At 39.0% G+C, this 26,984-nt stretch carries 24 protein-coding genes; all 24 read right to left on the bottom strand.

All coding sequences use genetic code 11. The features are described 5' to 3' along the window. Positions 1 to 152: 152 nt before the first annotated feature. The 24 genes from LDX58_RS03845 to LDX58_RS03730 all read right to left on the bottom strand — a co-directional run bounded on the left by LDX58_RS03845 (position 153) and on the right by LDX58_RS03730 (position 26,984). A complete protein-coding gene (locus LDX58_RS03845; protein ID WP_227935543.1) occupies positions 153 to 1,985 on the bottom strand; it encodes an IucA/IucC family protein in 1,833 nt (610 codons plus the stop codon). A gap of 25 nt (positions 1,986 to 2,010) precedes the next feature. Next, positions 2,011 to 3,207, bottom strand: coding sequence for an MFS transporter (locus LDX58_RS03840; RefSeq protein ID WP_227935542.1), 1,197 nt, complete (start codon positions 3,205 to 3,207; stop codon positions 2,011 to 2,013). Continuing rightward, the gene (locus LDX58_RS03835; RefSeq protein WP_227935541.1) at positions 3,208 to 4,572 is read right to left on the bottom strand and encodes a lysine N(6)-hydroxylase/L-ornithine N(5)-oxygenase family protein; all 1,365 of its coding nucleotides are present in this window, start codon (positions 4,570 to 4,572) and stop codon (positions 3,208 to 3,210) included. It abuts the gene before it with no gap. Beyond that, positions 4,541 to 5,119 (bottom strand): GNAT family N-acetyltransferase, encoded by a 579-nt coding sequence (locus tag LDX58_RS03830; RefSeq protein ID WP_227935540.1) that lies wholly within the window; start codon positions 5,117 to 5,119, stop codon positions 4,541 to 4,543. The genes LDX58_RS03835 and LDX58_RS03830 overlap by 32 nt, the downstream gene beginning before the upstream one ends. Next, positions 5,106 to 6,944, bottom strand: a complete 1,839-nt coding sequence (locus LDX58_RS03825) for an IucA/IucC family protein (RefSeq protein ID WP_227935539.1) — start codon at positions 6,942 to 6,944, stop codon at positions 5,106 to 5,108. The genes LDX58_RS03830 and LDX58_RS03825 overlap by 14 nt, the downstream gene beginning before the upstream one ends. Beyond that, the gene (locus LDX58_RS03820; protein WP_227935538.1) at positions 6,941 to 8,509 is read right to left on the bottom strand and encodes a pyridoxal phosphate-dependent decarboxylase family protein; all 1,569 of its coding nucleotides are present in this window, start codon (positions 8,507 to 8,509) and stop codon (positions 6,941 to 6,943) included. Before LDX58_RS03820 ends, LDX58_RS03825 begins: the two co-directional genes overlap by 4 nt. Positions 8,510 to 8,511: 2 nt before the next feature. Continuing rightward, positions 8,512 to 9,888, bottom strand: coding sequence for an aspartate aminotransferase family protein (locus tag LDX58_RS03815; RefSeq protein ID WP_227935537.1), 1,377 nt, complete (start codon positions 9,886 to 9,888; stop codon positions 8,512 to 8,514). 581 nt (positions 9,889 to 10,469) lie between these two features. Continuing rightward, positions 10,470 to 11,972, bottom strand: coding sequence for a cobyric acid synthase (locus LDX58_RS03810; RefSeq protein ID WP_227935536.1), 1,503 nt, complete (start codon positions 11,970 to 11,972; stop codon positions 10,470 to 10,472). 112 nt (positions 11,973 to 12,084) lie between these two features. Then, on the bottom strand, positions 12,085 to 12,636 hold the full coding sequence (locus tag LDX58_RS03805) for a cob(I)yrinic acid a,c-diamide adenosyltransferase (RefSeq protein ID WP_227935535.1): 552 nt from the start codon (positions 12,634 to 12,636) through the stop codon (positions 12,085 to 12,087). Positions 12,637 to 12,669: 33 nt separating this feature from the next. Then, positions 12,670 to 13,461, bottom strand: a complete 792-nt coding sequence (locus LDX58_RS03800) for an ABC transporter ATP-binding protein (RefSeq protein ID WP_227935534.1) — start codon at positions 13,459 to 13,461, stop codon at positions 12,670 to 12,672. After that, the gene (locus LDX58_RS03795; RefSeq protein WP_227935533.1) at positions 13,439 to 14,173 is read right to left on the bottom strand and encodes an ATP-binding cassette domain-containing protein; all 735 of its coding nucleotides are present in this window, start codon (positions 14,171 to 14,173) and stop codon (positions 13,439 to 13,441) included. The genes LDX58_RS03800 and LDX58_RS03795 overlap by 23 nt, the downstream gene beginning before the upstream one ends. A 15-nt stretch (positions 14,174 to 14,188) precedes the next feature. Further along, a complete protein-coding gene (nikC, locus tag LDX58_RS03790) occupies positions 14,189 to 15,004 on the bottom strand; it encodes a nickel transporter permease (RefSeq protein WP_372459115.1) in 816 nt (271 codons plus the stop codon). Between the two features lie 15 nt (positions 15,005 to 15,019). Further along, positions 15,020 to 15,952, bottom strand: coding sequence for a nickel ABC transporter permease (gene nikB, locus LDX58_RS03785; protein WP_227935531.1), 933 nt, complete (start codon positions 15,950 to 15,952; stop codon positions 15,020 to 15,022). Between the two features lie 17 nt (positions 15,953 to 15,969). After that, the gene (locus tag LDX58_RS03780) at positions 15,970 to 17,502 is read right to left on the bottom strand and encodes an ABC transporter substrate-binding protein (RefSeq protein WP_227935530.1); all 1,533 of its coding nucleotides are present in this window, start codon (positions 17,500 to 17,502) and stop codon (positions 15,970 to 15,972) included. 24 nt (positions 17,503 to 17,526) lie between these two features. Beyond that, a complete protein-coding gene (gene bluB, locus LDX58_RS03775) occupies positions 17,527 to 18,183 on the bottom strand; it encodes a 5,6-dimethylbenzimidazole synthase (protein WP_227935529.1) in 657 nt (218 codons plus the stop codon). Positions 18,184 to 18,257: 74 nt separating this feature from the next. Then, positions 18,258 to 18,824, bottom strand: coding sequence for a nitroreductase family protein (locus LDX58_RS03770; protein ID WP_227935528.1), 567 nt, complete (start codon positions 18,822 to 18,824; stop codon positions 18,258 to 18,260). After that, complete coding sequence (gene cobA / locus LDX58_RS03765; RefSeq protein WP_227935527.1) at positions 18,825 to 19,595, bottom strand: uroporphyrinogen-III C-methyltransferase; 771 nt, start codon at positions 19,593 to 19,595, stop codon at positions 18,825 to 18,827. It lies immediately after the preceding gene. Between the two features lie 17 nt (positions 19,596 to 19,612). After that, positions 19,613 to 20,656, bottom strand: coding sequence for a nicotinate-nucleotide--dimethylbenzimidazole phosphoribosyltransferase (cobT, locus tag LDX58_RS03760; RefSeq protein ID WP_227935526.1), 1,044 nt, complete (start codon positions 20,654 to 20,656; stop codon positions 19,613 to 19,615). Between the two features lie 27 nt (positions 20,657 to 20,683). Further along, positions 20,684 to 22,060 (bottom strand): cobyrinic acid a,c-diamide synthase CobB, encoded by a 1,377-nt coding sequence (locus LDX58_RS03755; protein WP_227935525.1) that lies wholly within the window; start codon positions 22,058 to 22,060, stop codon positions 20,684 to 20,686. A 12-nt stretch (positions 22,061 to 22,072) separates the two neighbouring features. Then, complete coding sequence (locus LDX58_RS03750) at positions 22,073 to 23,197, bottom strand: cobalt-precorrin 5A hydrolase (RefSeq protein WP_227935524.1); 1,125 nt, start codon at positions 23,195 to 23,197, stop codon at positions 22,073 to 22,075. Beyond that, positions 23,194 to 23,967 (bottom strand): precorrin-4 C(11)-methyltransferase, encoded by a 774-nt coding sequence (gene cobM / locus LDX58_RS03745; RefSeq protein ID WP_227935523.1) that lies wholly within the window; start codon positions 23,965 to 23,967, stop codon positions 23,194 to 23,196. Before cobM ends, LDX58_RS03750 begins: the two co-directional genes overlap by 4 nt. Further along, positions 23,967 to 24,668, bottom strand: coding sequence for a precorrin-2 C(20)-methyltransferase (gene cobI / locus LDX58_RS03740; protein WP_227935522.1), 702 nt, complete (start codon positions 24,666 to 24,668; stop codon positions 23,967 to 23,969). The genes cobM and cobI overlap by 1 nt, the downstream gene beginning before the upstream one ends. After that, positions 24,668 to 25,882 carry a precorrin-6y C5,15-methyltransferase (decarboxylating) subunit CbiE gene (gene cbiE / locus LDX58_RS03735; protein ID WP_227935521.1) on the bottom strand — a complete coding sequence of 405 codons (1,215 nt, stop codon included), beginning with the start codon at positions 25,880 to 25,882 and terminating at the stop codon, positions 24,668 to 24,670. The genes cobI and cbiE overlap by 1 nt, the downstream gene beginning before the upstream one ends. Then, on the bottom strand, positions 25,863 to 26,984 hold the full coding sequence (locus tag LDX58_RS03730; RefSeq protein ID WP_227935520.1) for a cobalt-precorrin-5B (C(1))-methyltransferase: 1,122 nt from the start codon (positions 26,982 to 26,984) through the stop codon (positions 25,863 to 25,865). Before LDX58_RS03730 ends, cbiE begins: the two co-directional genes overlap by 20 nt.

Here is a 26,984-nt window from a genome sequence, read left to right as displayed (position 1 = left end):
TATGCAACATTAGTGAGGTTTAGCGAATCTAATATTGAGTATCTCAAACGCTAGGATAACACCACTATCCTAGCGCTAGTTTATTTGGAATGATTGCTACAATTTCATTGAAATTACAGCATGTCACTATGTTTACCTGCTTAACAGTCAGCTTACGATTTTACTTTTTCTTTAATAGATACGAAATGTAATGGATTTTGAACTTTTCCAAATTCAGAGGCATGTGGACGATCTTCATCATCTTCATACCCATAATCAATCATTCGGTTACGGTTTAAACATAGCTTTGTATAAGCTGGTTTTAGTAAATCAAACAGATAAAACCTGTCCTCTAATTGTGGGAAACGGTTTTGATAATCAATAATCGCTTTTCTTAGCAAGAGCCAAAACCATTCTTCTTCATAATGATAATAAGTGTCTAAAATATCAGCTAAGTAACGAAAATGGCAGACAAATAGACCGGTAAAAATAAATTGACATAACCCTTCTGCTTCTTCACTACGAAGAACAGGCTTTAATTCCTCGGGTAAACTTAGTAGTTCAGGCAGCGGCTCTTCACTAACATTTACATCATCGACAAAATCCTTCATAGCTAAACGATGTGGAACATAATCCTTTAACACTACTACTGTGTTTTGCCCGTGCGGTGAAAAGACCGTTCCATATTTATAGAGATAATGTAATAGAGGTGGCATTGTCACGTTAAATAGCTTTTCGATCCATTCATCAACCGTTAAACCGGATCGTTCAATTAATGAAGCTACAAAAGGTTTTCCAGCATTGTCTACATAAAGTAGGGAAGCCAACGTAATCGCATGCTCTCCTTCTTCTAAAAATGAATAAATGCTTTCGCGCCAAATGCTACCTAACATTTCAAGATATTGATAAGGCGCCCCGTCTAGCTTTGAATAATAGGGGTGATCATAGTTCATACTCGCTACTTCTCCCGGCAAGATGATTCGGCACTCATCTCGTAGGAAAGAATCCTGGTCACGGATGCTATGAATATATTCTGTAATGATCGGTGCAACAACGGTTCGTTCCCCAGGTAGTCCACGATATACTAACGTATTTAAAATACTCATTGGTAATTTCACGTGATGTTTGCCTTTAGCACTTGTATTGACAAAGGTACGAATTGACTGCTGCGGAAGGTATTCATCCTCACCCGCTCCAAGAGGTACGATCCTTTTTTGAGCAATATCTCCAGGAAAATATTGAATAATCATGTTGTTCCATTGCCATTCATGTATCGGTAAAAAGAAATACGCTGATGCCTCTATTCCTTCGCTCTTTAAACGCTCTACGAACAGCTCAAATTGTACATTCCCTAACTCTGCTCGTAGCAACGTTTCATAATCTAAATCAGAAACAGCATGAAACGTTGCATAATCCTTATGAACAGCTACCCATAATAGGTTCACTTGTTTCTTTTGTTCTGGTGAATAAGTGAGGTAATCTTGATAATCAAAGCCAATTCGTCCTTTATTATATGTAATCCACGGATGTCCTTCCATCTCTCCCTCTAGCTCTCCATAGTCCATATCGATTAACTCATCTACACGTTTCGTTTTCTTTTTCTGTAAAATATGGGCATCGGCTAGCAATGTGTTGTTGTATTCTTTGATGAGATGCCCAGTTGTCAAAGGGTTCATTCCAACTGCTTGCTGAATATCGAGAATAAATTGAATCGGATTGTTAGTTTTTTCCCACTTTCCATTTCTCTTGCAACGAATTGAATCAGGGTAGATTCGATAGCTATCCATTAGGCGTTTTTTCGCTTCAAATTGATAGCTGATTTCTTCTCCACTCTCTTCCTTAAGAAGAAGTTGATAGACGGTTAATCCACCCACTTTTTCAATAACCTCTGGGTGTATAATCTCCTCATACATAAATTCTGAGATCATTTTTGCTAGTAAATTCAAACCGACTTCATTCCAAATTTCAGCTGTCAATATGTCTTGTACATCGTTACCTTTTTCCATGATTCCACTCTCCTTATCTATTCATTTAACCGACTTCTTTTACATCTATTTTCTGAACCAGTGGCTTTGCCTCTTTAAAAAGAGTTAAACGGGCGACAATCAGGGTCAGTAAACAAATCGCTCCAGCAAAAACGAATGGTGCCGCTAAGTTATATGATATAACTGACGTTGAAGCGAGCAACGGAGCGACTAGTAACCCAGCATTTTGAAACGATGAAGCAACTGTATAAACCTGCATGTGATTGCTACTTTTATTAAACAAGTAAAGTTCCAGTGCTGATTGGGCAATTGCAAGAAAAAAACCGTAAAAAATCCTTCCGATCGCTAGCACAATGAAACTAGTAGTAACACCTTGTAAAATGAGACTAATAGATAAGACAGCTAACGCTAACGCAAAAACAAATGGTACTTTTTCCTGTGAACAAACTTTTCGAATAACGGGATAAGCTATAATTGCCATCGCACTCGGAACCATAAATAAAATACTACTCTCAACGATAGAAAGCTGAAAATCATTAATTGTATACGTTGTAAAATACGGACGAATCATATTATTCGCTGTATGAAAAGCAAAAATGACCAGACCAATCAATAAAACAAAATAGACCTGCTTACTAGTCGTCGAGTGCACCGATTCTCTTTTTAATACGACTTTTTTCCTTGATGAAAGCTTTCGTAATGTGAGGCAGCAAATAAGCCAAAGAATTACCTCCACTCCAGCCAGTCCGTAAAATAAAAGCAAAGGATCATCAAGTCGGATGATCCATGCCCCTGATAACGTCCCTAGAATGATCGCTCCGTGAAAGATCATATGGTACATTCCAACAACAGCAGAACGTTTCCCCTGGCCATTTAATTCAATCAGCAAAGGATAAATAAGAAAGAAACTGCTCTTTCCGATTAATAGTAAAATCGTAAACAATAAAAATTGCTGTTCATTCAGCGCTCCTGCCATTCCCACCATCATCACAGCGGAAACCCATTGTCCGACATACAACAAGTACTTTACTTCAAAGTATTTGGAAAGCAGTCCCCAAATCGGAACTGCTATGACGACCGTTAAACGAGCAATGAAAATATAAAAAGCTGTATATTCCAAATCTTCAATTCCAAACACCTTATTAAAAAACTGGGGATAAAAGGGAGACAGTGCAACATCCGCATAAACAAAATAAAATATCAGGAAAAATAACACTGTCTGAGTTGTCCTAAAAGAAGACATTTAGTTAACCCCAAATTGCTGAAACACATTGCGTTTGCGAACAGGATAGACTTCCCGATTAGCTAGTTTATTGATAATCATTGTATTCCGGTAAGCTCCTAATCCTAAATCTGGAGCCCCCACTCCATGGGTATGCATCTCCCCATTTTGAACAAAGATCTTATTATCTATATCGTCCGATAGCTTAAGCTGGTAGTTTTCCTCAACACGATACCTTCCTTTTTCATCCCATTCAATCAGTGATTTTAAATTCGAAATAAACCTTGGAATAGGATGCTGATAACCAGTTGCTGCTATGACAACCTCACTTTCATGGATGAAATCTTGCTCCTGCTCCCATTGTCTGCATCGTAATTGATACTTCCTGCTTGCACCCATGTCAACCTCTTTTACAGCTGCTACTTCCGTTTTAGCAAGCAAACGAACAGGTGGCTCCTGCCCTCCGACTGAATACTCATAGAGAACATCATAAATATCGGCTATCGTCTTCGCACTTATTCCTTTATATAACAAGTCCTGTTTCGGAAGCTGCACATCCTTTGTTGCCTGAGACAATCCGTAAAAATAATTTGTATAGTCTGGAGAAAAATGCTCCAAGCCAAGCTTTGAGTACTCCATTGGAAAGAAGCCTTTTGATCGTGTAAACCAATCTAATTGATAGTTAAAGAGAGGCTGTTCCTTTAATAGTTCTAAAAAGACCTCGGCCGCACTTTGGCCTGATCCTACAACAGTAATGGAATCAGCCTTGCGTAATCGCTCTCGATTTTGTAAAAATTGGGCAGAATGAAAAATGTTATCTTTCGAATGACCTGACATACTATCTGGGATAAAAGGGGTACTCCCAATCCCAAGGACAAGATGCTGAGAATAATAGTAGGTAACATCCCCTGTTTCGATGTCCTCTGTTTCTATTTTGAAGTAACCATTTAGGCTGTTTTGCTCTCCTTCATACCAGCTCACTTCAACAAAATCAGTCTCCCACTCAATTGTTGTCACTCTCTTACCAAAGCTGCAGTTTCTGACTTGTTCAGATACCCATTTGCAATAATGATTGTACTCTCTTCTTGGAATATGAAATCGTTCAAGAAAGTAAAATTTATACAATCGTTCATGTTCGTGCAAGTAATTCAGAAAACTAAACCGACTTTTCGGGTTAGCCATCGTAACAACATCTGCTAGAAATGGGACTTGAAGTGTCGTTTCCTCAATAAGAAGCCCACCGTGCCACTCAAAATGAGGCTTTTGTTCAAAAAATAGTGACTTTACTTCCGTGCTTTCTTCCATTAATGCTGCTAATCCTAAATTAAAAGGACCAATTCCGACACCAATGACATCAAACATATTGTTGTTGTATGAAGTTGACATCCTTCCACCTCCTTAAAAAGGTTGTGCGCTCACAAAACATGAGCAAGCCCCGTTTATCAGGTAGGTCTACTTCCTTTTGTGCTTCAAAGCCACATTTCTCAAAAATATGAATCATTTTTTTATTGTTAATATCGGGCTCAGCGACAATTTTGTTGGTCTCCTCATGCCGAAACCCAAAGGCAGTCATTGCCCGAAGTAATGGTAAGGATAACCCTTTCCCTAAAAATTTGTCAGGGCCAAACAACAGGTGAATCCCTTGGTCTCCGTTTTCAACCTCATAGTAATTTGCAATGATGTCATCTTTAGCCCAGTAGCATTCCCAGTAACTCATCGGCTCACCGTTAACATGACCTATATATAAAGTCTGATGATGATCAGCTAATAGCTTTTGTAAATGCGCCTTATATTCAGGCAGAGGAAAGTTTTGTTTCCAAAATGGAATGACATGGGCTTGATGATGCCAATGATGCAAACGCTCCAAATCATCTTCTAACTGGACTTGGCGAAATGAAATTTCATAACCAGTCTGCTCATCAAAAAGTTTCACTCGTCACCAACTCCTTCTGTACTAATGGATTATCGATTTCAACATATACCGATTGTGTTTCAAGAGAGCCTGTCAACTCATCCATATCATGAAAACGGGTAAGTAAGTTTGCTTTGCACGGAAGTTTCTCATATGTTAGCAAGCTTTGAATAAATTGTGATGAGTTTTCCGCTGGGATTTCAATCCGAGCAAGGGCTTCCTTAATTTTTTGTAATAGTTTCCTTTCATCAATCAGCCCCCCGACTCCAAACGCATTCACTAAGCCGAGTAAATGATTGTAGTAAAAATAATAACGTAAACGCTCATCTGCAATTACATCCGAACAAACGGTATTACTTTTCTCGCTAATCCCTGGCAATAGCTGATTTAGTCGCTGATGATAAGACTCACTAAAATAGTAGCCTTGATTATCCCGGTAAAAGAAACGATCAGGATACCCTTCTTTTAACTGAATGACACTATTTTGTTGATGTGCCTCAAGTGCAATTCCATAGGTTAAGAAAAGCCAGATAATCGGCTGGAGGGATCGATCAAGATAGCGCCCGAACCAATCTAAGCTCACCTCTTCAGTAGAGCGCCCTTCCTTCTTTGCTAATTGTTTAATCATTTCTGCTAGTCTCGATGTTTGTCCGTTAATCGAATCCTGACATAGTGAAGCAATAGGAGTGGCATTATCAGCATCTTCTAAATAAAATGGATTCTCTCTTAAAATTACTTCAAAGCCAGATTCATTTTCACCTTCAATCGCAACCGTCATAAAGGCTGGATCACATATTACTTGAAAGTCAGGATGATTGTTTCGGAGATCCTCACCAATCTTGCCATCTAGTAGTTTCTTAACTTCTACTCCTCTTTCAAGCTCCATGTTTTTATTAGCACGGACCGAATTTGTAATTTTTACATTTAAGGAAAATTTAAACATATACCTTTCTTCTGGATGATACACCGTCCTAACGGAGGATGTTGGATAAAAAGACCGACCTTGTTTTCCAACACTCTCAATTAATCCTTGCTTCATCAGTATTTGTATTTTCGGCTTCCTCATTAAAAATTCAGCCTGCCACGGGTGTATCGGAAGTAGGGCATACTCGTCAGCTTGACAATACTTAGATTTAAAGTCACTTGTCACTTCAGGATCTTGTAACAATTGTTCCTTTACAAGACTAACAGCTGTATTTTCAAGGGCTGAGCGATGATAAACAATCGACATATGAATGCGGAAATAATGTAATTGAAAATGCCCCTTCAGCTCTGGTGAATAAATGGGGACATCCCACTCAGCGATTCCCTGACGACTTTTTGGTGTTGGATGTAATAAATGCCCAAAAATCAATGCTTGCTCAGCTTCAATGAAACTCATATCAGGCTGATAGAGACGATCGCTCTCTTTCGTGCGTGCTTGAATAAATTGTTCGATGCTTTGGCAGCTTAAAATGACTCGCATCATCAGTTCGTCTTGATTGCCTGTTCCACTTGAAGCAAACCCTGCTTTCACATTCAGCTCTTTAATAATCAGACTTGTAAGTGTTATGTAATCAAGTTCAAGCAACTCGTTATTCTCAGCTGAAAGAGAATAGTAGAGAGGATACGAGAACATATGGCGTCCTGTTATCGACCAATAAGAAAGTGGTATATACAAGTAAATGCCTTGATTTTTCAATTCACATTCAATGAGTTGCTTTACTTCTGGGCGATCGGCTAGTCTATTTGCCAAGTAATCAGCAGCCATGTTTTTATCGATTAGCTTATATTCTGCCGTTTCTCTTAAATAACAATTTAAAAAACTTTGTATCGTTGCTTGCTCGGCAATGTCTTTCGAATTCATTTTATCCATCCTCTCCTATTACGTTCTTCTATTTGAATTAATTGTTTCATTTGGCTTACAATCGCTTTAATATCCTCCACCGTTGTCCGCGGGTTTAGTAATGTTAATTTTAAGTAAACAAATTTGTTTACTCGGGTTCTTGCCAAAACGGTGTGCCCTTGTTCCAATAGTTTGGTACGAATCAGACCATTCACTCTATTTAACCATTCCGAATCCTTCAATTTTTCCTTTCCTTGAGGACAATACCGAAAGACAACCGCATTAATTTCAGGCTGATTCATTAGCTCAAAATCAGGATCTCCCTCAAGGATTGTTGCCGTTTCTTGAGCTAAATCGATCGTATAATCAATCATCTCAGCAAATGTTTTTCTACCAAGAGCATGGAAAGAAACAAAAAGCTTTAATGCATCGAAGCGTCTAGTCGTTTGAATTGACTTTGTTACTAAGTTAGGAATGCCCGTCTCTTCATCGTCCTCGGGGTTTAAATAATCTGCATTTAGTTTAATAAAATCAAAGTTTGATCGGTCCTTTACAAGAAAAGCTCCACAACTAATCGGTTGGTAAAATAACTTGTGAAAATCAATAGTGATTGAGTCTGCAAGATCGATTCCGTGTAACTTATGTTGGTGACGCTCACTTAGCATGAGTGCTCCCCCGTAAGCAGCATCAACGTGGAACCACATATCATTCTGTTTGGCACGAACTGCTAACTCAACTAATGGATCAATACTGCCGAAGTCTGTTGTTCCTGCTGTTGCTACTAAGGCAAATGGGAGTAAACCCTGTTCACTTACTTCCTTTAAGCAACGATCTAAGCTGTCCGTACACATACAATGCTTACTATCTGTTTCGACCGGTATGACCGCCTGCTCTCCTAATCCAAGTAAAAAAGCAGATTGACGAACGGTAAAATGCGCATCCTTTGAACATAAGATTCGTAGTTTACTAGCCTCTACTGGCAATCCGTTTTTCTGAGCATCCCAATGAAGGTGTTTTTTTAAATAGCGATCCCGAGCCAGTAATAATCCCATCAAATTAGATTGTGTCCCACCACTTGTAAAGACCCCATCTGCTCGTTTCCTTCTGAAAAATAGATCGCTTAGCCAACGCACCATTTTTTCTTCAAGGACAGTAGCAGAAGCACTTTGATCCCATGAATCCATTGATTGATTCGTTCCACTTATCAGCACTTCCGCTGCAAGAGCCGAACTTAAAGGCGGACAATGAAGATGGGCAAGGCATGTAGGGTTCGAAACAACAATCGAATGCTTTAAGATCGTTTCACCAATATTTTCAAATAACATTTTAATTGATGATCCATCCTCAGGTAACATTTCCTTAAATGTTTCATCAAGCAATTTGACGAATTCTTCATGCGGCAATCCGCTGTATGGCTTTTCATTCCTAGAATACTGATCAACGAAAGCCTCTTGTGCCCACCTCATTGCCTTATCATAGTAATCGATGCTTTCCGCTTCCCCATGTAAAAAGTAACGATCAAACCTATTTTTATGTTTGACTGGTTGCATTGCTTGTTCTAGAAGACCTACTTGACTGAATGTCATCCTCACACCTCCTGTTCCTGCATTAAGCGCCCTTTAATCGATGCTTCAGCATCCTTAATCGCATCTAAAAAAATTGTACTGACAGTATCTATTTCAGCAGCTGTTATAATCAAAGGTGGCAAGAAACGAACGACACTGCTGTGACGGCCTCCAAGCTCAAGGATCAATCCACGTTTGAAGCACTCTCGCTGAATGTGACTCGCTAATTCTGGATATGCTGGCTGATTGCCGACTTTATTTGCTTGATATTCTTTATTAACAATTTCAACTCCGATCATCAAACCGCGCCCTCTTACGTCACCAATACAATTCGTTTGAGCTTGAATTTCTTGTAATTGTGCCATCAAACGAGAACCCATTTCTTCTGCATGTTCCGTTAACGCATTTTCTTTCACAAATTTAATTGTTGCTGTTCCAGCTGCAAAGGCCATTTGGTTACCACGGAAAGTTCCTGCATGTGCTCCAGGATTCCATTTATCTAAATCTTCATGATAGACAACAACAGCTAAAGGCAGGGATCCGCCAATCGCTTTTGAGAGAACGACTACATCTGGTGTAATTCCCGCATGTTCGAATGCAAAAAGTTTTCCTGTACGACCTAAACCTGTTTGAATTTCATCAACGATCAGTGGGATTCCTTTTTCCTGTGTGATTCTCCTCATCTCCCGCACCCACCTATCTGGAGCCGGAATCGCTCCACCTTCTCCCTGAACAATTTCCATGATCATTCCTGCAGGAGGAACAATTCCGCTTTCCGGATCACATAAAAGCTGTTCAATATACGTCTGGCCGATTTCATATCCTTCGTTACCACCAACCCCAAACGGGCAACGATACTCATAAGGGAATGGAAGAAAATGAACATCAGGCATTAAGCCAGGTATTTGCTTCTTCGGTCCTAAATTCCCCATCAGACTAAGCGAGCCATGGGTCATCCCGTGATAACCACCTTGAAAAGCTAACATGCTTCGGTTGCCCGTTGCCGTTTTTACTAGCTTCAAGGCAGCTTCTACAGCATCTGACCCAGACGGACCACAAAATTGAATCCGAGCTTTTTTAGCAAAATCTTCTGGAAGGCTATGAAACACTTCTTGAACAAACTCTTCTTTGACTGGTGTTGTTAAATCTAATGTATGTAATGGTAGGTTATCATCCAACACTTTTCTAATAGCTTCTGTTACTACCGGATGGTTATGTCCTAGCGCCAAAGTTCCCGCCCCACCTAAGCAGTCGATAAACACGTTTCCTTCTACATCCTTCACATAAATTCCATTTGCTTCAGCAATCGCAATGGGAATACGACGTGGATAAGAACGAGCATTGGATTCACGCTTGGCTTGGGTCTCAAGGTATTGATCATTAGTTGAATAGAATTTCATAAAATCCCTGCTTTCTTAATTGACTTTTATGAATGAATTTCGGGTTATAACATGATAACCACTATCAATTACGAGGAAAATTTTAAGGGTTAATACAAAATTGGTATTATATGCCCTTTGTTTTCCAAACTTAACTTTAATTAATATAGATAATGAAAATCATTATCATTCGTCTCTCTCACATGCATCTTATTAAAAATGATAATCATTGTCAATTACTTTTAGAGGAAATAGTAAAATTGTCATGCTTTTAAAAGGTTAATTGCTCCACACTTGACTCTATTCAAGAGTTTAGTTGCAGCACTAAGAACCCAACATCCAAATAAATAAGTGATAAGAACATGTATTTACCCGTGTTATAATGCCAAATAAGATCCTTCTTCCATTAGTTCCTCTCCTTGATCGAAATCACCTCATCGTTTGTTTTTTACTTTCTTCTAGTGAAAATGATCAAATTTACTTTTAACCCTTGAAAAACGATTAAAAGAGCGTGTTTTGAAAACACGCTCTCATTAGATTTATTCAATTATCATTTTATAAAATTCAAAAATTTCTTAATTACAGTTTTATCAATTGTCGTTTCAATTCTTCTGAAATTCGATCATCATTTCATTTATTCGGTCCAACTCAATATTCTCTCTTACTACCTTTGCTAATAAGTCAAACCCTTCTTCTTTTTTTCTAGCAAAAGATGCTCTATTATGAATTGGTTCCAAACCTTTTGTCTGTCTGATCTCATTTAGTAACACTTCCCGGAATAAATCATTATGGAAGATGCCGTGAAAGTAAGTTCCGACTATTTTCCTGTCATGAGTAATAGTTCCGTCGGTTCTTTCAGCTAACTGAATAAAATGATTGTATTCCTTTTCATAATAAGATTCACCCATGTGTATCTCATAGCCTGTAACTGGAATGTTTTCCTCTCCAAATAACGCTATCCCTTCAGAAAGTACCGTAGTTTTATTGGATGTCATCGACGTTTTCATTGGAATAAGTCCGAATCCTTCTATCTGAATATGGCGTGATTCAATTCCGTACCTATCCTCAATTACGTTACCTAACATTTGATAACCACCACAAATACCTACTATCGTCGTATCCTTCTGTGCCAAATTCAATATCCGATTAGTTAGGCCCTTATTATTTAAAAACATCATATCTTCTATTGTATTTTTGCTACCTGGTAAAATAACTAGATCTGGCTCTCCTAACTCTTCCGCTGTTTTGACAAAACGAACATGACAATCCGGTTCTTCAAAAAAAGGATCCACATCTGTAAAGTTTGAAATCATTGGATAACGAATAACAGCAATATCGATTTCTTTAGAAGCATCTTCTTTAGACGCATATTTGCTCAAAACAACCGAATCTTCTGCTTCTATCATTAAATCGTTAATATAAGGGACTACTCCTAAAATCGGAAGCCCAGTATACTCCTCAAACCAACTAAGACCTGGCTGTAATAGTGACACATCTCCTCTGAACTTGTTAATGATTACCCCAATGACTCTTTGCCGATCTTCAGGACTAAGGAGTTGCAATGTTCCTACTAAACTGGCAAAAACTCCTCCTTTTTCAATATCTCCTACTAAAATCACTGGTGAATTAGCCATTTGTGCAACACGCATATTCACAAGTTCTCTGTCATTTAAATTAATCTCAGCAGGACTTCCAGCTCCTTCAATGACAATACGCTCAAATTGATTAGATAATCTGCTATACGATTCTTGAATTAACTGCAAGCCTTGTTGAAAAAATTCTTGCCTATATGCTCCTGCCTGCATATTTTTATAAGGTTTCCCATGAACAACAATTTGTGACTCCGACTCTCCACTCGGTTTAATCAAGATAGGGTTCATATCCGTTGTTGCTTTAATTCCCGCTGCTTCAGCTTGTACACCTTGTGCTCGGCCGATTTCTTTCCCGTCAACTGTAATATAAGAATTTAATGCCATATTCTGTGATTTATAAGGGGCTGTTTTAAAACCATCTTGAACAAAAATTCGGCATAAAGCCGTTACAAGGGCACTCTTTCCAGCATCTGAATGAGTCCCCTGGATCATTAAAGGAACAGCTTTATTCAATAAGTTTCACTCCAAACTGTTTTCTTTTTTATCAAAGTATAAATAAAAGCTAGCATACTTCCTGAGAAAATTGATAGCTTTTTTTAATAAGTAGCTGCAATTTGCTATACTTTTAAAATTCTATTCCTTTAACAGCTTGTATCCCTTCATTGTAATAATGCTTTTCCGGTTCAATGATAGACACAAGATCAGCTAACTCTTTAATTTCAGGCTTTGCATTTCTTCCTGTAATGACAAGATGGACGTGAGAAGGTTTATTTTGAAGCAAATCAATGACTTCCTCCAATGGTAAGACATCGTCAATTGGAAATTTATCAATTGCTAAGGCATTATTTAGTTCATCTAAAATAATTAAATCATACTCTCCACTCATAACAGCTTCTTTAGCAATAGGCCAAGCCTTTCTTAACGCTTCTCTATGCTCCTCAGGTGTTTTTGTCCAAGTAAATCCAATCCCTAGTTGAACCATCTCAACTCCTAACTTTCGTAAGGCAATTTGCTCACCGTATGTTCGCTCTGGCGATTTTATAAACTGATAGATTTTCACCTTAAGTCCTCTCCCTACTCCTCGAAGAGCTAATCCTAAAGAGGCTGTTGTTTTCCCTTTTCCATCTCCTGTATAAACGAGTGTTAACCCTTGCCTTTTTTGTTTCTCTTTATTCATGTCGACCTCCTATTTAAATTTATTAGCATTTATTCACCTTATAACATTCACATTGAGCGTTTCCACTAATGACCGTGTATAAGGATGTTTTAGTTGGTTTACATCCCATTGATCAAACATTTCCACAATTTCTCCTTCATACATAACAGCTACGCGGTTACACAATTCTCTACTTGATTGAAGATCGTGAGTGATGAATAAATACGATAGTTGCTCTTTTACTTGAATTGTTTTTAACATCTTTATAATAGACACTTGAGAGTCATAGTCTAAGCTTGCAATCGATTCATCAAAAATAATCACATCCGGTTGAACAGCTAATGCTTTCGCGATGCAAACTCGTTGTTTCTGTCCTCCACTTAATTGATGCGGAAATCTTGTTAGATAAGTGAAATCCAGCTCTACTAACTCTACTACTCTAGCTAACATCTCATCCCATTTTTCTTTTTCGCTAGGGAAAAAATTTTTTATTGGTTCCAATAAACAATCTTTCACTTTCATTTTAGGGTGTAAGGCAGTAGAGGAGTCTTGTAATACTAATTGAATCCGCTTATAAAGCACTAAATCTTTAAGTTGTCTCCCACTTACTGCTTGTTCTTCTAGAAAAATTTCACCAGATGTTAACGGCTCTAATTTCATAATTAATCTAGCTAACGTACTTTTCCCACTGCCGCTTTCTCCAATAAGACCGACACATTCCCCTTTTTCCAATGACAAATTTACTTGTTTAATCGCTTTAAAAGTTGAACAAGGTTTTAATAACCGCCTTTTTTTGCTTCTTAATCGGTATTCCTTAGACACATTACAAAGTTGAAGTAGACTCACTGACAATTCCCCCTACGCTCATTTGCACAACGCGATCGGCGATTTTATTCACACTTTGTTTATCATGGGAAATCAGTAAAACTGTCAGGTCATAATCCTGTTGTAACTTTTTAAGTAAAACCAAAACTTTGTCTCGATTAATGACATCAAGAGCTGTTGTTGGTTCATCAGCAATTAACAGTTTAGGACGTAAACTAACCATCATTGCTAGCAAAACCCGCTGTCGCATTCCCCCGCTTAATTCAAATGGATAAGAGGACAGGATATAATCTGGGTCGGTAAATCCAACTTGCTGTAAAAGCGTATGTAAATATGGTTCCATCTCTTTCTTCTTCCACTTTTTTTGATATTTGAGCGTTTCAATCATTTGTTTTTTTACGGTACGGATTGGGTTTAGCCCGTTTAATGAATGCTGAATCAATAAGGCGATCTCATCACGGCGGAGTTTTTCCCAGTGCCTATTGGTATAGTTACTAATATTTTCGTTTTTAAATATAATGGCACCATTTGTCACTTTAAACCCTGTTTCTAGTAATCCTACGATTGCTTGTGCAGTTACACTTTTCCCACAGCCACTTGGTCCAACAAGTGCAACTGTTTCACCCCGGTACAATTGAAGCGATACATTATGAATAACAGGAACTTGCTTTCTATTTTCATAATAAGAAATTTCTAGCTGTTCAATGCTTAATAAAGTTTCTCTAATCGTCAACTAAAACACCTCTTATCAGATAGATGTATCAATTGTTCTCCCCCGTTCACTAATAAGTTGACATGTTAAAACGAAAAACATGATGGCAAGACCAGGAAAAATCATCATATGGGGTGCAATTTGAAAATACGCTGTAGCATCATGTAACATGACTCCCCATTCAGGCGTTGGCGGTTGAGCTCCAAGACCTAAAAAAGAGAGCCCAGCAATTAAAAGGACAATTCTGCCCATATCCAAGGCGCCAAAAACGATAATAGGTGGAAAGATGAAAGGTGAAATATAATGTTTCAGGATGTTAATATGTGAATTTCCTGAGATTCGAGCTGTACGTATATAATCTTCGTTACCTATTTTTAAGACAAGGCTCCGAATAAAACGAACATAGTTAGCCCAGCGAACGAGTACGATCGCAACAATCATATGAAAAAAACCTGGACCTAAAATACCAACAATTGCGATCATAAGTACAATGTCGGGCAAGGCAAGAGTCCCATCAACAATACGCATCAAAAAATGATCTGAACGTCCACGGATATAGCCCGTTATAAGACCAATTGGGAGACTAATGAGTAAAGTAAAAAGCATGATTAGAAAAGCTGTTGCAATGGTCGTTCGAATGCCATACATAATTCTTGATAAAATACAGCGACCTAAATGATCTGTTCCAAATAAATAGTTCCAATTAGGGGAACTTAGTCTATTTACTAGATTAATCGCTAAAGGATCATGAGGAGATAACCATGGTGCCAATAGACCAACGAGAATTAATAGAATGAGTAGAGTAACCCCAATCACCTTTGTAATACCTAGCCTTCTTTTAATGATTTTCAACATTGATCAACTCCATCAGTCCGTCATTCTTAATCGCGGATCTAACCATCCATAAATGAGATCAACGAGAAAATGTATCAATATAAATAAAAAAGAAGCAAATATTACATACCCTTGAATAACGGGATAATCTCGCTGCATAATCGCTTGAATAATATACCTTCCGAGTCCAGGCCATGAAAAAATGGTTTCTACAATAATACTCCCACCTAACATAAAGGCAAAACTTGTCCCAAGCATGGTTATAATAGGAAGCAACGCATGCTGCAATAGTTGAAAAAGCAAAATACGACTCGTAGAAAATCCTCTTGCCTTTGCTGCCTTGACAAAATTTTGATTGATTAATTGAAGCATATTCGTTCGTAGAATACGCGCATATACAGTACCCATTCCCATACCAAGTGTAAGGGCTGGCAATACAAGGTGCTGCCAATTGCCTCGACCTGTCGTAGGAAGGAATCCATACTGAACAGAAAAAAAATAAATCAAGAGAAATCCAAGCCAAAAGGTCGGAACTGCTGAACCGAGGAGAGCTAGAAACTTGCCAAATCGGTTCAGCCAGCCATTAGGCCAAACGGCTGTAGAAATCCCTATCAACAACGTTATAGAGGTCATAACAACCAAACCTGCTGTAGCCAACTCTATCGTTGCAGGTAATCTTTTTACTAGTTCCTCTAAAACAGGTTCTTCGGAAATATACGAATTTCCCCATTGCCACGTCACAACACTCTTTAACCACTGTCCGTATTGACTCAGTAATGAATCGGTTAATCCAAGTTCCTCACGCAGGGACTCAAGGGCCTCCTGTGAAGCAGGCACACCATGTGTCGTTAACATGATATAAGCTGGATCACCTGGTGAAATTCTTAAAAGAATGAATGTGAGGGTAGAGAGACAGAAAACGATAAATATTAATTGAAAAGCACGTTCTAAGCAAAAGCGAATCATCGTATGTTCCTCTCACACTACTTGATACTAATTTGAGGATGGATATAATAATACTCAATCGGATGGGCTAAAAATCCTTGAACAGCCTGATTCATTCCAAAAATCGTCTCAGGATGAACGATAAATGATTGAGGAACATCATTTTGAATGATTGTTTGTGCCTCTATAGCGAGTTCATTCCGTCTATTAGTCTCCGTCGTTTCATTTAATTGATCAATTACACTTTCTAATGGTTTTGATACATAGTTGCTAACATTTGTTGAGCTGTTTTCTCGGTAAAAAACATTCAAGAAATATTGAGGGTCCCCTGTATGAGCAGTTAGCATACTGTACATCGAAACATCCCAATCGTCTTGTGCTAAAGCTTCGTCAATACTTTCTACTTGACGAATGTTAACCTTGATTCCTTGTTGTGCTAGTTTACCTTGAATAACCTCGGCCATAACCGAAAGTTCTGGTCTTTGCGGAAACGTTAACATCTTTATTTCGAATAGCTTGCCTTCCTTTGCCCAAATCCCATGCTCATTTTTCTGCCAACCGCCTTCAGTCATGATTCGGTCAACAGATGGTAATGGATCCGTTTCCTCGATCTTACCGAATGGAAGAACATCTGTAAAAGCACTATTGGCCACCGTACCATACCCTTTCATAATTGAGGCAACAATGTCTTCACGAGGAATAGACTGGTCGATCATTTTTCTGAAATTTACATCCTCAAAAAAAGGAGAATTGATATTATAAAGAAGGAGATGAGTCCTCATCGAAGGAGCCGTAACTACCTTCAACTGATCATTTTGCTCGATTAAAGAGATCCCATCAACCGGGATATCAATCGCAATGTCTGCGTCTTCTGATTGCAGTGACATTAACCGCGTATTACCGTCTGATATAAATTTCAACGTAACTTTAGATAATAAGGCTTTTTCTCCCCAATAATCGTTAAAGCGCTCCACTGTTAGCGATTCATCTTTGATAAATTCTTTAAATGAAAATGCTCCCGTAAGAGCTGGGAAGCTAGTGTCTTCATCAATTGTCTTTACGTCAACGATCATTAAAGAAGGATCGGCTAAGTGAGAAATCAAAGCTGAATTAAGCTGTTCTGTTTTGATTTTTAATTGATGTTCATCTACTACTTCAATTGATTCAATCAATAATAAGTCATTTGCACGTGAATTCATTTCAATAGATCTTAACAATGAATCTTTTACACTTGTAGCGTTCATCTCCTTTCCATTATGAAACAATACGTTTTCTTGTAGTTCAAAGATCCATGTCGTTTCATCTTCTTGTTTCCAATTACTTGCAAGCCAAGGTGTTGGTTTTAATGTTTCATCAAGTTTAATTAACGTTTCTCCTGCACCTGAACGCATGACGTTCCAGCTATTTCCTCCCGTATTATGCGGATCAAGTCCCGAAATACTCCAAGGGAACGCAACAGTCAAAGTTTCTTTACCATCTTCGTTATGTGAGGCATCTGATACTCCACATGCAGTTAATAGTAGAAGGAAAACGACTAACATCACTGCAAATTGTTGTTTTCTTTTTTGCATATATAAACCTCCAACTATTGTTTCTTACTTCTCTTGTTGTTGCCCCCATTTATTTTCAAACAAGAGATTATCTAAGTTTCTTCGTTTCTCCCAATTCGATGTTTCTAAAATCGGCTTATCCGGATAGTCTTCTGTGTAGCCAATTGTTAGTAAAGCTATTGGGTCAATATGTGGAGGAATTTCTAATATGTCACAAACATCTTGCTTTTTATAAAAGCTGACCCAACCAAGCGCTAGTCCTTCCGCGCAAGCTGCCAACCACATGTTCTGTATAGCACAAGCAGTTGAAAGACGATCGGTTTCTGGAATCGAGTTTCGGCCTAAAACATGAGAACCGCCTCTCGTCGGGTCACAAGTCACGCAGATCGTTAACGGAGCTTCTTTTATTCCTTCAATTTTCAGTTGTAAAAAGTGAGATTCCTTCTCCACATCATCCTCGTAATGGATGGCAAGTGCTCGTCTTTCCTTATCGGCTGCCCAAGCTAAACGCTCTTTAAGCTCAGTTGAATCAACCATAATAAAATTCCAAGGTTGCATAAATCCAACTGATGGTGCGTGATGGGCCGCTTGAAGAATGTTTCGAATTGATTCATCTGGAATCGGGTCTTTTAAAAAGGTTCGGATATCTCTTCTTTTATATAGGATCTTGTAAAATGCATCCTTTTCTTCTTGTGTGAACATCTTAATTCCTCCAAAAAAATCATAAAGTGTGTTAGTAAGAAAATAAGGTAAACATCGTTCTAGTCGGAGAACATTTAGAGCCAGATGGTTTTCTCTTCAAAAGAAGTGCGTTTCTTCGTTTTATTTTCTCCTAATTCCTTTGGATCCGGATAACCTAAAAAGATCGTGCCAACCATCTTTTTTCCTTCAGGTGAACCAATAAATTCATAAGACCGTTGATCATGAACAAGGCCTACTCCTCTAGTTCTCCAAACAAAGCCAAGTTCCAATTCCTCAGCAGCTAGCCACATCGAATGAATGGCACAGCAAACGGCATATTCATTATCCCTTGTATCAGCTTCATTTGAAGCGATATCAGATGTCACCATAATGATTGCCGGAGTGCTTTTCACCACTTCAATTGAACTTTCTATTAATTTCGGCTTCGTTGGAAAACGCTCTTCTAAGTAGTCAAGAGCAACCTGTTCGTATCTTTGTTTCGCTTCTCCTTGGATAACAAAAAAGCTCCAAGGCTCCCGCAACCGGTCATTTGGAGCCAGGATAGCTGCACTCAGTAACTGCTCAATTTTCTCTCGTTCTACTTCACGCTTGTCATAGTTTCGAATCGCCCTTCTAGAATGAAGAAACTCTATTACGCTCATCTACAATTTCTCCTTTTCTTTTTCTTTAAACCAGTTTAACTTTTGCCTTAACTCTACAACGTTACCAACGACAATCATTGCCGGATGTTTGATCCCTGCTTCTGAGACAATTGCCACTATCGTTTCTAGTGTACCCGTCACTGTTTTCTGATGTGCTGTAGTTCCTTCCTGAATAACAGCTACTAGAGTGTTAGAGTCTTTTCCATGAAGGATTAGCTGATTACAAATATAAGATAAATTACGTGTCCCCATGTAAAAGGCTAACGTATCGCTACCACTAGCTATTGCTTCCCAGTTAATCTCATCTGTCCCATTATCAGCACGTCCAGTCCCAGTGATCATCGTAAAGGAAGTGGCGTAGTCCCGGTGTGTGACTGGAATTCCTGCATAGGCAGGAGCAGCAATTCCAGACGTAATACCAGGGACAATTTCAAACGGAATTTCAGCGTTTGAAAGTACATGCGCTTCCTCCCCACCTCTACCGAACACAAAAGGGTCACCACCTTTTAACCTTGTTACGATTTTTCCTTGAAGAGCTTTTGTAACTAGTAAGTGATTGATCTCTTCTTGAATAAGGGTATGATTACCAGGAGCTTTCCCGCAATAGATTAGTTCAGCCTCTTCCTTCGCATGACGTAAAAGCTCTTTATTAACTAAACGATCATAGGCGATCACATCAGCTTGTTGAATACATTCGAGACCATAGACTGTAATTAGTTTGGGATCCCCTGGGCCAGCACCTACAAGAAAAACTTTCCCTTTACTTTTCATACTATCACCTAAACTCTCTACGTTTTATCGGAAATACCAGCTGAAGTAAAAGTAGCCATTTCGCTTAGCATTAACGTTGCTGATTGAATAATGGGAAAGGTAATCGCAGCACCCGTTCCTTCACCTAAACGCATTCCTAAATCGATAATTGGATTTTTCCCCAAAAGACTAATGGCCGTTGCATGTCCTGGTTCTATCGATTGATGTGTCAAAATCATATAATCGGCAACCCTATTAGAGATAAGTTTTGCAATTAATGCAGCCGTCGTACAAATAAATCCATCGACTAGAATCGGAACTCGATTTTCCGCAGCAGCCAGCATAGCTCCAGCCATTCCAGCAATTTCTAAGCCCCCTACTTTTGCTAAGATATCAATGGGATCTGTAGAAGAAGGCTTTCTATTTATAATAGCTTGTTCAATGATTCTCTCCTTATGAAGCAATTGTTCAGAAGAAATACCTGTTCCATAGCCAATTAAACAATTAACCTTCTTATTGCTAAGTACAGCTAATATCGCACTACTTGTGGTTGTATTCCCAATCCCCATTTCACCTAGAATCAATGATTGAGCTCCTTGATTGATGATATTCATCCCTTGCAAATACCCAATATGAATCGCTTGTTCAGCTTCATCACGGCTCATCGCATTTTCGTGAAGAAAATTAGCTGTACCGAATCGAACTTTCTTATTAACGAGTTCCTGATGCTCCATCTCTGCTGCAACACCTATGTCGATAATTTTGATCATAGCTCCTATTTGCCTGCTGAATACATTAATAGCCGCCCCACCATTTAAAAAGTTTCGGACCATTTGCTCGGTAACAGCTTGTGGATAAGCCGATACTCCTTCAGCTGTAATTCCGTGATCAGCCGCAAAGACGAGAATGCCTGCAGGAGTGACAATGGGAAAAGCACTATTTTTTATTTCAGCCAATTCAATCGCCAAATCTTCTAACCTACCTAAACTGCCACGTGGTTTGGTTAATGTATTCATATAATTAGTAACTCTATGTCTCATTTCTTGATTAATGGTTGGGATTGAGATCTTTTGTTGTTTCATATTTTACTTCCCCTTCATCCTCATAAATTACAAACAGACTTTACTTTGCAAACATTTTTCAATCCAATTTTCAACAATTGCTGTACATGAGGCAAAATGGAAATGAGTATATCCAGCTACGAGATTATGAATTAAGTAACCTTCTTGTTTCGTCCCACGCATTCCTTTTGTTTCGTAAGCATGCCGTACTTCTTCATCACAGTGAAAGGTCGAATAATGAAATTCATGGCCTCTTGCTTTTTCATTTTCACTGATTATGAAATTACCAACTTGACCGCTAATTTCTCGATAACCTAAAGCAGCAAGTTTCAATTGCATTTTTACGTTTCCTGGGATTATCCCTACCATTGGAAACACTGAATCATTTGTCGTTTCAATTGATTCAGTCAAATACATAAAGCCACCGCATTCTGCAAGCGTCGGTAAGCCACTTTCAATTGCAGCTTTCACTGATTCTTTTACGACTTCGTTTTGAGATAGTTCGTTAGCAAATTCTTCTGGAAAACCACCACCGAGATATAAACCATCTATATTTTCGGGTAGCGGTTCATTGGCTAATGGCGAAAAATAAACAAGCTCAGCTCCGTAAGACTGTAAAAGTTCTAGATTTTCAGGGTAGTAGAAATTAAAAGCAGCATCCTTTGCAACGGCAATTCTAACTATTGACTCTTTCTTCTTATCAAAAATAGAACTCGCTTTATTTACAAGCAGCGGCTTAGAAATTGATAACTCAAGAAGCTGATCGATATCAACTGTCTCAAGGACAAGATCCCCTAATTTATCAAAAAAGCAATCAAGTTCTCCCCTTTCAATAGAAGGAATTAACCCTAAATGTCTTTCAGGTATTTCAATATCAAGCTCTCGTTTTAAATAACCAATAACTGGTACGTTGCATTCCTGTTCAATCGCCGTCTTGACGATATTAAAATGGCCTTCACTACCGACCCTATTAGCAATAACACCGATAATATTTGGTCCTTCGGCTAACACTTGAAACCCTTTTACAATGGCCGCTGCGCTTCTTGCCATACTTGCACAATTCACAACAAGGATAACGGGACTTTCCGTAATCATGCTTATATCTGCGGTACTGCCTTCATTATTTTTCGGATTCTTCCCATCAAAGAAACCCATTACACCTTCTATAATCGATATATCTGCCCCTTCGCTGCCATGCTTGAAAATATCCAATACGGTTTCTTTTTCGAGCATCCAGCTATCTAAATTCCTAGAAACACGGTTGGTTACGGCGGTATGATACGTCGGGTCAATATAATCGGGACCGCATTTAAAACCTTGCACCGATAATCCTCTTTTTTGCAAGGCAGACATTAGACCAATGGTCAGTGTCGTCTTTCCAACTCCACTTCCTGTACCTGCAATGACGATTCTTCGTTCTGTCATTTACATCGCCTCCTAATAAGGAATTACAGCAACGGAGATCGTTACGTTTCCTGATTTTTTCTTAACAAGGGAAAGTGTTTCTGCCCCACTATATAATTTAGCAGCAGGTTCACTAACCCCATATGCTCCCGTGAATTTATAGACGGTTTCTGAGGGGGCATCAATCGATATATGATTTAACTCTTCTGCCGAATAACAAATGAAATCCCAATTGTATTTTTGAGTAACAGCTAGGAGTCCTTCCTCGTCCTTTTTCAGATCAATCGAGCAAATCGCCTTCACACTCTTTATTGAAAATTGCAATTCCTCAAGTGTGCTATGAATCACCTGCTCAATCTCTTCCATTGAAGTTCCTCTGTTACATCCCATCCCGAGTACAATCACCTTTGGTCGATAAAGCACCCCATTTTCTAGAATGGCTTTTTCAGATTCTTTCAGATTACGGTGGGTTACAACAAGTGCTGCATTAGGTTTGGCTTGCAAAGCATCCTCAATCGATGGGTACACTTTAATCGTAGCCGGGAGAGGGCGGTCGTAATGCCACCAGTCTTTTTCACCAGATTCTTGTATGACTGCAACCTGTTCTTCATTGACAACAGACGCACTTACAGGTGTTAATTTCTCAGCAGATTCCCAAGTCCAACCAAACCGACTCCCAAACAAATCAACCGGTATCGTTTTTTGAACATCTGATGCTGTTGTAATGACAGGTGTAGCACCAAGTAATTCAGCAACTTCCCTTGTTAGTTCATTGGCACCGCCTAGATGACCAGATAATACGCTTATAACATGCTCGCCCTTATCATCAATAACGACAACGGCCGGATCTGTTTTTTTATCTTTTAAAATTGGTGCAATCATACGGACAACTGCTCCTAATGAAACGATCATAATAATCCCTTTGTAAGTTTGGAAAAGAGATGGTAAAAGGAGACGTACATTACCTTCAAACAATGAAATATTTCGTCTCTGTTCATCTTCTCTTTCAAATTTACTCATATAATACAAGTCAGTTTGAGGGAACTTCTTATGTAAATTGCGAGCTAACTCAACGCCGTGTTTCGTAATGGCTACAATCGCATATGTTCCTTTTGTTTCGAGCTTGACTTGTTTTCCTTCTTCTAAAACGAGTGTCATGGTTTCACTCCTTTTCGAAATCCGTGCGTGAATTCTTTATCATAAAGTTTTGATTTAAAGTCTTTATCGTGAATATCTTTATCTAATGCCCAACCTGCTAGAATCATAGCTTGTTTTCTGATTCCGTTGACACGCATATCTTCATCCAAGTTCTCAAGTGTAGAACGGACAATTTTTTGATCTGGCCAAGTCGCTTTATATACGACCCCAACTGGTGTATCTTTACTCCAACCCGCAGCTAAAAACTCTTTGACAATCTTCTTCGTTAAAGTCGCACTTAAAAACAAAGCGACTGTACAATTATGTTTCGCTAAATCTCTTAGCTTTTCTGCTTCTGGAACAGGTGTACGGCCTTCAGCACGTGTTAAGATCACCGTTTGTGTCAAATCTGGAATCGTTAATTCCGCACCAAGCGCGGCAGCTGAAGCAAAGACGGAACTAACACCTGGAATAATTTCAACATGGACATCCTGTTTATTTAAGAGAGAAATTTGTTCCATGATCGCCCCGTATACAGCTGGATCTCCTGTATGTACACGAACCACCTTTTTGCCCAATTGAACACGTTCAACCATGACATGTACCATTTCTTCAAGATGCATACCAGCCGTCTTAATAATTTCTGCTTCAGGCTTGGCTCGTTCAATTAGCTCGGAGCTAACAAGTGAATCAGCATATAAGACAACATCAGCCTCTTCTAATAACTTCAAGCCTTTTACGGTAATTAAATCTGGATCGCCCGGACCTGCTCCAATGATTGTAATCTTCATTATTTTCTCACCACCATTAACGTTAAGTATTCTAGCTCAGCTCTTTCTAACTCGTGAATATCCCAAATTACTTCCTCATCGGACGTGACCTTCGTGACAACAGATGCTTTGTCTAATAAATCAAGTTCGCCTAAAACCTCAAGCATGAGATCGATAACTTTCGCTACTTTAATAAAGACAACACAGTCATTTTCAATAATGACTTTTTTCATTGCTTCATAGTCATCCCTCGCTGGGACAATCGCCACATGGTCATCTCCTTCAGCTAGAGCAATTCCAAGTCTAGAAGCAGCACCATTAATGGATGAGATACCAGGAACGGTTTGAATTTTCACTTCAGGATGACGCTCTTTCACGAGGTTCATCATATGGATAAATGTACTGTATAAAAGAGGATCCCCTTCTGTTACAAATGCAACATCTTTGCCGATTTTAAGATGCTCCCAAACTTGATCTACCGTATTTGACCACTCACGTTCTAAAATTACAGGATCTTTTGTCATTGGAAAAACGAGACCTAACATCTCTTTTTCTCCTGGGGTTATGTATACATCAATGATGCGATGAGCATAGCTTTTGCTGCCCTTCCTTTTTTTCGGGTACGCAATTACATCTGCTTCCTTCAATTTCCGAAAAGCTTTAATTGTGAGGAGTTCTGGATCTCCTGGACCTACTCCTAATCCATACAGTGTGCCAGTCATTATGAATCCCCTTCCTTATGTTGTGCGGTAATGATATAAATTGGATTTAACGCATCAAATCGTGTTAGATTTAAAATTGGTTTGCTTCTTGATATTTGCGCAAGTGTAATCGCCGGTTCAAACCCTTTTTGTTTAAAGCTTTCTACTGCTTGCATTAAGTTTTCGATCGTAACAGCATTTAAAACAATTCTTCCACCCTTTTTTAACCTTGAGCAACAGGTCGATAAAATATCTTCCATCCCCCCTGCTGTTCCACCAATAAAGATCGCATCCGGATCTGGGAATGTATCTAACTTTTCCGGTGCCTTCCCTTGAATAGCGGTAAAATCCGTCCGAAATTTCACTTGATTTAAAAGACAATTTTCGAGGTCATGTTCGTTCTTCTCGATCGCAAACACGCTTCCTTCTTTGGCAATGAGACAGGCCTCAATCGCAACTGAACCCGTACATGTTCCAATATCCCAAACCGTACTGTTCTCTCTTAGGTTTAAAGCCATTAAACTAAGCGTCCGAATTTCTTTTTTCGTCAGCAGCCCTTTTTCTGGCTTTCTTTGATGAAATTCTTGATCGTCAATCCCCATTCCCCAAGTTTTCACTTCTTTTACCTTTTGAAGAATGACAACATTAAGTGGAGAAAAGTCCATCGTTTCCATCTCTTCAAGCTCATAGTAGCCACAACGTTCATTTTTGCCACCTAGATTTTCAGCAACAAAAATTCGGTACTCATCCATCCCAAACGAGTGTAAGTAGCGGGCGATTTGAATAGGATTATTTTCAGCATCTGTTAACAGGGCTACTTTTTCTCGCCCGTTTATTCGTTGAGCCAGCCCCTTCATACTTCTGCCATGAATACTAGTCACATAAGCGTCCTGCCAGCGTTCATTCATACGGGCAAAAGCGAGTTGGATCGAGCTCAAGTAAGGGTAAATTTCAACATCTAACTTTTTGGCTAAATAGCTGCCAATTCCGTAAAACAAAGGATCTCCAGAGGCCAGGACTACTGCTTTCTTTGATTCCTGACTTAATTCATTCACAAGTTCGTTTAGTCCACCCTTAATGACTCTTTTTTCTCCAGAATAATCAGCAAAAAAAGCTAGCTGCCTTTCTCCCCCTACTAGGATCTCACTCTCATAAATCCAATTTTCATAGATAGGTAAAAGGCTCTGTTTTCCATCATCACCTATTCCAATGATCTTAATTTTCTGCTCTATCATCTTTCCCTGCCTTTCCAAGAAACGCACCCTTCATCGAGTACAAACTTGTTTCAATTGAAATTCCGCCGCCAACTTCTTTTAATCCAGATGTACAACAATAGTTACAAAGAATTGTGAAAAATTTATCGTAACCATGCGCAAGCATTAAATCTCCCACTTGCGAAGCTGTATTGGCGCTACTCACTTCATCAATTACATTCTGGTCGGTTACGCCGGCATCACGTGCGACATTTGCTAAAAAGTTGAAATCAACCGGTGCGCTTTTGGAATGAACCATCATTACCCCCTGAGCTACTTTTGAAAATTTCCCCATCATCCCAACAAGGGAGACGGTTTCTACACCTTGTTTTTTACACTGTTTTAAGGTGAAACCGACAAAATCCCCCATTTCAATAAACGCTTCTTCAGGGAGCTCCGGATATTGCTGTATGCCATACTTTTCACTGCGCCCACCTGTGGAAATGACAACATGTCGACAGCCACTCGCACGTGCAACACTAATTGCTTGAACAATGCTTGCCATATAAGCAGAACTAGAAAAAGGAATCACAGTCCCTCTTGTTCCTAGGATTGAAATACCTCCAATGATTCCGAGGCGTTTGTTTAACGTTTTTTCAGCCATCTTTTCTCCCTCTGGAACAGAGATAATAATGGTGATTCCTCTTTCGGTCCCATGTGAGAGAAGAACTTCTTCAGCTGTCTCACAAATCATTTTATGGGGGACTGGATTAATGGCTGCTTCTCCAACAGGTACAGGAAGACCTTCCTTTGTTACACGGCCAACACCAACCCCACCATCTAATTTTATTCCAGATTCTGTTGACCAGCTTACTTTCGCTTTAATTAGTGCACCATGCGTAGCATCCGGGTCATCACCTGCATCTTTAATCGTTCCGGCTTCAGCAAAATCAGAGCCAATCTCACAGCTTTCCATTTCAAAAGTAGCAAACTTTCCAACAGGTAAGTAAATCGTTGCATCTAGCTGCTTTTCTCCTGTAATAAGAGCAACTAGAGCTGCTTTTGTGGTAGCCGTAGCACATGCGCCCGTTGTATAGCCCGAGCGCATCTCTTTTTTATCCTTCTTTTTTGCTTTCGCTTCCAT

It is taken from the genome of Alkalihalobacillus deserti, assembly GCF_020734105.1.
In the GTDB taxonomy this organism is placed as follows: Bacteria; Bacillota; Bacilli; order Bacillales; family Bacillaceae_D; genus Halalkalibacter; species Halalkalibacter deserti.
This window is presented reverse-complemented; position numbering and strand designations above follow the sequence as displayed.

Bases quoted from the DNA above. Each gene is read 5' to 3' on its own strand.
- LDX58_RS03845 (WP_227935543.1), bottom strand. From the start codon at position 1,985: ATGGAAAAAGGTAACGATGTACAAGACATATTGACAGCTGAAATTTGG.
- LDX58_RS03840 (WP_227935542.1), bottom strand. From the start codon at position 3,207: ATGTCTTCTTTTAGGACAACTCAGACAGTGTTATTTTTCCTGATATTT.
- LDX58_RS03835 (WP_227935541.1), bottom strand. From the start codon at position 4,572: ATGTCAACTTCATACAACAACAATATGTTTGATGTCATTGGTGTCGGA.
- LDX58_RS03825 (WP_227935539.1), bottom strand. From the start codon at position 6,944: ATGAATTCGAAAGACATTGCCGAGCAAGCAACGATACAAAGTTTTTTA.
- LDX58_RS03820 (WP_227935538.1), bottom strand. From the start codon at position 8,509: ATGACATTCAGTCAAGTAGGTCTTCTAGAACAAGCAATGCAACCAGTC.
- LDX58_RS03815 (WP_227935537.1), bottom strand. From the start codon at position 9,888: ATGAAATTCTATTCAACTAATGATCAATACCTTGAGACCCAAGCCAAG.
- LDX58_RS03805 (WP_227935535.1), bottom strand. From the start codon at position 12,636: ATGAATAAAGAGAAACAAAAAAGGCAAGGGTTAACACTCGTTTATACA.
- nikB (WP_227935531.1), bottom strand. From the start codon at position 15,952: ATGATTCGCTTTTGCTTAGAACGTGCTTTTCAATTAATATTTATCGTT.
- LDX58_RS03780 (WP_227935530.1), bottom strand. From the start codon at position 17,502: ATGCAAAAAAGAAAACAACAATTTGCAGTGATGTTAGTCGTTTTCCTT.
- bluB (WP_227935529.1), bottom strand. From the start codon at position 18,183: ATGTTCACACAAGAAGAAAAGGATGCATTTTACAAGATCCTATATAAA.
- LDX58_RS03770 (WP_227935528.1), bottom strand. From the start codon at position 18,824: ATGAGCGTAATAGAGTTTCTTCATTCTAGAAGGGCGATTCGAAACTAT.
- cobA (WP_227935527.1), bottom strand. From the start codon at position 19,595: ATGAAAAGTAAAGGGAAAGTTTTTCTTGTAGGTGCTGGCCCAGGGGAT.
- cobT (WP_227935526.1), bottom strand. From the start codon at position 20,656: ATGAAACAACAAAAGATCTCAATCCCAACCATTAATCAAGAAATGAGA.
- LDX58_RS03755 (WP_227935525.1), bottom strand. From the start codon at position 22,060: ATGACAGAACGAAGAATCGTCATTGCAGGTACAGGAAGTGGAGTTGGA.
- LDX58_RS03750 (WP_227935524.1), bottom strand. From the start codon at position 23,197: ATGACACTCGTTTTAGAAGAAGGAAAACAAGTCAAGCTCGAAACAAAA.
- cobM (WP_227935523.1), bottom strand. From the start codon at position 23,967: ATGAAGATTACAATCATTGGAGCAGGTCCGGGCGATCCAGATTTAATT.
- cobI (WP_227935522.1), bottom strand. From the start codon at position 24,668: ATGACTGGCACACTGTATGGATTAGGAGTAGGTCCAGGAGATCCAGAA.
- cbiE (WP_227935521.1), bottom strand. From the start codon at position 25,882: ATGATAGAGCAGAAAATTAAGATCATTGGAATAGGTGATGATGGAAAA.
- LDX58_RS03730 (WP_227935520.1), bottom strand. From the start codon at position 26,984: ATGGAAGCGAAAGCAAAAAAGAAGGATAAAAAAGAGATGCGCTCGGGC.